The organism is Alkalibacillus haloalkaliphilus C5 (assembly GCF_000269905.1).
Classification (GTDB): domain Bacteria; phylum Bacillota; class Bacilli; order Bacillales; family Alkalibacillaceae; genus Alkalibacillus; species Alkalibacillus haloalkaliphilus_A.
In genome coordinates this window covers 1-4,631 of record NZ_AKIF01000191.1, presented here as the reverse complement: position 1 = coordinate 4,631, position 4,631 = coordinate 1, and the positions used below count along the sequence as shown (strand labels likewise).

At 37.8% G+C, this 4,631-nt stretch carries 8 protein-coding genes; 2 read left to right on the top strand and 6 right to left on the bottom strand.

Translation table 11 applies throughout. The features are described from left to right. Positions 1–70: 70 nt before the first annotated feature. Positions 71–766, bottom strand: coding sequence for a response regulator transcription factor (locus A194_RS0114865; protein WP_017187593.1), 696 nt, complete (start codon positions 764–766; stop codon positions 71–73). Between the two features lie 91 nt (positions 767–857). On the opposite strand from A194_RS0114865, the gene A194_RS0114860 reads away from it, so the two are divergent. Both A194_RS0114860 and A194_RS0114855 read left to right on the top strand, forming a co-directional pair. Further along, on the top strand, positions 858–1,157 hold the full coding sequence (locus tag A194_RS0114860; RefSeq protein WP_017187592.1) for a TIGR04104 family putative zinc finger protein: 300 nt from the start codon (positions 858–860) through the stop codon (positions 1,155–1,157). A 15-nt stretch (positions 1,158–1,172) separates the two neighbouring features. Next, positions 1,173–1,562 carry a thiol-disulfide oxidoreductase DCC family protein gene (locus A194_RS0114855; protein WP_017187591.1) on the top strand — a complete coding sequence of 130 codons (390 nt, stop codon included), beginning with the start codon at positions 1,173–1,175 and terminating at the stop codon, positions 1,560–1,562. A gap of 106 nt (positions 1,563–1,668) precedes the next feature. On the opposite strand, the gene A194_RS0114850 is transcribed toward A194_RS0114855, so the two are convergent. From A194_RS0114850 to A194_RS0114830, 5 genes are all read right to left on the bottom strand, one after another. Then, positions 1,669–1,896, bottom strand: a complete 228-nt coding sequence (locus A194_RS0114850; protein ID WP_017187590.1) for a hypothetical protein — start codon at positions 1,894–1,896, stop codon at positions 1,669–1,671. 117 nt (positions 1,897–2,013) lie between these two features. Continuing rightward, positions 2,014–2,466 (bottom strand): SRPBCC family protein, encoded by a 453-nt coding sequence (locus A194_RS0114845; RefSeq protein WP_017187589.1) that lies wholly within the window; start codon positions 2,464–2,466, stop codon positions 2,014–2,016. A gap of 118 nt (positions 2,467–2,584) precedes the next feature. Continuing rightward, the gene (locus A194_RS20565) at positions 2,585–3,508 is read right to left on the bottom strand and encodes a CAP domain-containing protein (RefSeq protein ID WP_017187588.1); all 924 of its coding nucleotides are present in this window, start codon (positions 3,506–3,508) and stop codon (positions 2,585–2,587) included. A 128-nt stretch (positions 3,509–3,636) separates the two neighbouring features. Further along, positions 3,637–4,134 (bottom strand): hypothetical protein, encoded by a 498-nt coding sequence (locus tag A194_RS0114835; protein ID WP_157783075.1) that lies wholly within the window; start codon positions 4,132–4,134, stop codon positions 3,637–3,639. A gap of 84 nt (positions 4,135–4,218) precedes the next feature. Continuing rightward, the coding region (locus tag A194_RS0114830) for a PLP-dependent transferase (RefSeq protein ID WP_017187586.1) at positions 4,219–4,631 on the bottom strand (413 nt) is incomplete at its 5' end.

Below are 4,631 nucleotides of genomic sequence, written 5' to 3'. Positions count from 1 at the left end.
CAAATAATAAATGGCACATGCAAATGCAATTAACAATAATATAAATAACCCTGTCGTATAGACGAATATTTTATTTCTTAGCTTCATAAGCATCCTTCATTACATAACCAACACCACGAACAGTATGGATTAACGGCTTTTCATCAGTTAGATCGACTTTTCTTCTTAAGTAACGAATGTACACATCAACTACATTCGTATCTCCAACATAATCGAAGCCCCATACAGCATCTAAAATTTGTTCGCGTGTTAGTACTTGTTTACGATTTTCCATTAAATACACTAACAAATCGAATTCTTTCGGCGTGAGTTCCATTGAGCGCTCCCCGCGATAAACTTCACGAGTTGATTGATTCAATTTTAATTCATCAAATGCCAACCATTCGCCCTGCTCTATTTCTTGTGTATTACTCCTTAAATGGACTCGGATCCGGGCTAATAACTCCTCGATTTGAAACGGTTTAGTGACATAATCTTGCGCACCTAAATCAAGACCAGTTACTTTATCTTCCACCGCATCTTTAGCTGTTAGCATAATGACTGGCGTCTTGTCATCATCTTTTCTAAATCGACGTAGCAATTCAATCCCACTCATTTCTGGAAGCATAATATCGAGTAAAATTAAATCCCATTTTTGAGTACGGAACTGTTCGAGCGCTTCATAACCTGTCTCAGCCTTCGTAACCTCATATCCTTCAAAATCAAGTTCGAGCTCTAACACACGTGCAATTTTCACTTCATCTTCGACGACTAAAATTTGCGTCATTCAATCACCTACTAAACGATTTTTAACGTCTTTTTATAAAATATGATACCATAAAGGAGAGTAAACGTTACATAAAGAGGTGCTAGCAAACATGTTAACTTGTGCAAATTGTCAATACGAATTCAAATACAAAGAAGCTCTTCCATTCAGTTGGAAATCCCGCGTCGGTCATCAATGTCCAAGTTGTGGTGAAACACAATATTACACAGCCAGCAGTCGGAAAAAATCTTTTAACATGACGATCATCGCGTTTATCTTAATTGTTTTCCTTAATGCCATTAACGTTCCATTTATGTGGATAATTATTTTTGCAGGTATCATAATTGCAACGATGATCTTATTTTCACCATTTATTTATAAGCTATCGAATGAAGAGGAGCCAATGTGGTAGCTGAAAGGGGATATTATGAAGGTTGTTATTCTTTTTGACGGTGTTTGTAATCTTTGTAACGGGGTTGTTCAATTTTTAATTAAGCGTGATTCAGGAGATCACTTCCGCTTTGCTGCTTTACAAAGTGATTTTGGAGAACGTGTTACAAGCCAATTAGATCAACACGACTTAGACAGTATTATCGTTATGACAAACGGTAAAATGTACACAAAGTCTTCAGGTGCTCTTCAAATTGTTAAAAAGATGGACGGTGCTTGGAAGTACCTTTATGGGCTTCGAATCATGCCTAAGCTGATTAGAGATCGTTTGTACGATATCATCGCTCATAACCGCCACAAGGTCTTTGGCAGACGTGATTCTTGCATGATGCCAACACCTGAGTTAAAGCGGAAGTTTTTAGAATAGAACCTCATAAACAGCCGTCCTATAAATGATCTTCCTTGTATAAAAACAAGAAGTAAATAATGATCGGTACGAATAAAATAACAGAAAACACAGGCCCTATTCCGTATTAATCATAAACAACAAACGGGTAAACTAAAAGCGAAACAGCATAAGTAACCATTAAGATATTAGCTGTCGTTCTTTCATTCAGAAACAAGATTGCATAAACAGCTGGGAGACTAATAAGGAAAGAAATGAGATACACCATTCCTTCTGTAATGAAAAATAAAGAAACAGCAGTATAAATAACGAAGTAAAATTTAAGTACTTTGTATGCAACATCCATCCACGACATATATAATTCTCCAATCAGTAAATATCAAACTATTCAAACTTTATCACAATTTTGCGTAAATGAAAAACTCCACTTCGATTAAAGTGGAGTTTTTCTTGTATGAATGACTTATTAATACTATTTCGCCACTGACATTTCACAAATTCGATCAGATACAGCCGTTGTCAGACGTTGTGATGTTTGTGGTAGGAGGCTTTTTAATACAGAGTTAATGACAGGCCCCTTCATCCCTTTCGCTGTCACATCCAAGCTCCCACTAATTTGTGTACTCGTGTCCATTAATTTTCGTGCTTGAAAATAACCATGTCCTATCACATTTTCATTAATTCCGATCAGTTTGAACGTAACTTTTTCAGGTTCGATCCATTCTTGAATTTCTACTTTTAACGAAACAGTTTTATACATCTTCCCAACTTCACCTTTAAACGTCCACGTTGAATTGCGATCATTAATAATTTCATGGTGCATATAACCGGGAACTAATGGAGCCCAATTGTCCATTTGACTTACGAACTCCCAGACGACATCGATCGGAACATTTACTTCCACACGGTGTGTACCACTTGGCATGAAGCCATCAACTCCTATAAGTCTAATTACGTTTCAATATATGCTCATGTCTATTTGTCCTATAACAAAAAAGTTAAGCACGTGAAAGCTTTTAATTCGCTCACGTGCTTAGTCCTTATTATTTAACAATAAACATTTGCGTCCAATATGGACTCATGTTGCCGCTGTCTTCATACCCTACACCAATGTGTGTCCACTGATCATTTAAAATATTTTCTCGGTGACCTTCACTATTCATCCAATTATTCACTGCCTCTTCAGCTGAATGCTGACCCGCAGCAATGTTTTCAGATGCGCCAGAATAAGTCACGTCATAATGGTCTAACATATCAAATGGAGAACCATAAGTTGGTGAATTATGGCTAAAGTAGTTATTATCAGCCATATCTACTGACTTACGCTGTGCAACGTCTGTTAGTTCTGTGTCTAGCTCAACTGGGTTTAACCCATGTTCTTCACGTTGTTCATTCGTTAAACGAACAACTTCTTCAATAACACTTTGGTCTGTTTGTACATCAGGTGTTTCGTCTTGCTGTCCATCTTGCTCTCTTGCTTCCTCACTACGGTCAGGTGTTTGCTCTTGCTGTTGGTCTTGACCACGTTGTTGCTCTTGTTGATCTTCTTGACCCTGCTGACCTTGTTGGTTACGGTCACGACGTTCAGTTTGTTGTTCACGGTCTTGACCACCTAAAATATCACCTAAACCACCTTGACCTTGTTGTCCCTGTTGGCCTTGTTGACCTTGTTGACCACTTCTTCTGTTATTAAAGTTGAAGGGCTCCCAGTCGTTGACATTTTCACGGCCACGAAGCTGATAATTAATATCATCATTTTCATAAGGGAATCGTAAATTGTCTTGGTTTTGTCGGTTATAGTAAGGGTGTGTATTACGATTTCCATCTTGACCATCACCTGTGCCAAGTCGTGTTATATTAGTATCGTCACCTGTTTGACGTTGCGCACCTTCATCACCTGTTTGACACGCTGTAAGTAACAATGTCAAAGCAATAAGGCTAATAATAAAAGCGTTAAATTTCTTCATCTTGATGCTCCTTTCTTTATCTGTTGCACTCCTATTTTTAGATTTAGGAAAGAAAATATACCGCAGTCAAGATGGTAATATTTAAACGAATTGGCTTTCGCTAAATTCACCTTCATATCAAGGTTTCATCACTCAACCGATTCAGCAATCCCCATTAATTTATAATGCCTTATTTCAGGACGATAACCATTTAATACAAAGCTATAAGTCACATCATTTTTCTCCATATATAGCCAGCTGACGTGAGGATCTGCACTTTCTTCAATATCAAAAAGAAACACAGTCGTCCCGTCTTTCAGAACGCGTTGCTCGCTCATATTAGGAACTTCAACTGATTCCTTCAAAATGTGTATGCGAAAAACACGCTCTTCATCTTCACCAATAAGCGCGATCGATAAACCTTGTTCGGATACTCTACCTAAATACTTGTCAGCACGGAATGGAATTTTGCTCGGCAAACTAATATCATAATTAAACGTCTCATCAAATTGATCAAGCGCTGTCAAAAGATCGGTATAGCCTAACCGTTCATATAATTGCTCAATTGAAAAATCCAAATCGTCTTGTGCATAACTTATTGGTTGCAAGATAAAAGTAATAATTAAAACAAGAGCAAGCACCCTCATGCAATCACCTCTACCTTTAAGCATGGCTTGTCTTAGGAAAAAATATGCAAAAAGTCGCCTCCTGATTTAGAGACGACTTTTACCTTAAACGTATAATTCTTTAGGTAACTTTTTAAAAGCTTGATCAAGGTCATTAATTAAATCATCAATGTCTTCAATACCAGCTGAGTAGCGAATTAAGCCTTCTGGAATTCCCATAGCCGCACGTTCTTCTGGTGTACACTCGACGTGACTTGTTGTGCGCGGTGGTCCGACAATGGTTTGCACACATCCTAGACTAGCTGCTTTTTTCGCTAATTTCATCTGCGGCAGTAGGTGATGGACAGTCTCTAGTCCACCTTTGACTGAGAAGCTAAGCATACCACCAAAGCCTTTCATTTGTTTTTTAGCAATGGCGTGACCTTTATGATCTTCTAAACCAGGATAAAAGACATCTTCCACCCATTCGTTTGTTTTTAAATATTGGGCAACTTTCATTGCATTTTCATTTTGTTGTT

Bases quoted from the DNA above. Each gene is read 5' to 3' on its own strand.
- A194_RS0114860 (WP_017187592.1), top strand. From the start codon at position 858: ATGTTAACTTGTGCAAATTGTCAATACGAATTCAAATACAAAGAAGCT.
- A194_RS0114865 (WP_017187593.1), bottom strand. From the start codon at position 766: ATGACGCAAATTTTAGTCGTCGAAGATGAAGTGAAAATTGCACGTGTG.
- A194_RS0114855 (WP_017187591.1), top strand. From the start codon at position 1,173: ATGAAGGTTGTTATTCTTTTTGACGGTGTTTGTAATCTTTGTAACGGG.
- A194_RS0114845 (WP_017187589.1), bottom strand. From the start codon at position 2,466: ATGCCAAGTGGTACACACCGTGTGGAAGTAAATGTTCCGATCGATGTC.
- A194_RS20565 (WP_017187588.1), bottom strand. From the start codon at position 3,508: ATGAAGAAATTTAACGCTTTTATTATTAGCCTTATTGCTTTGACATTG.
- A194_RS0114835 (WP_157783075.1), bottom strand. From the start codon at position 4,134: ATGAGGGTGCTTGCTCTTGTTTTAATTATTACTTTTATCTTGCAACCA.
- A194_RS0114850 (WP_017187590.1), bottom strand. From the start codon at position 1,896: ATGTCGTGGATGGATGTTGCATACAAAGTACTTAAATTTTACTTCGTT.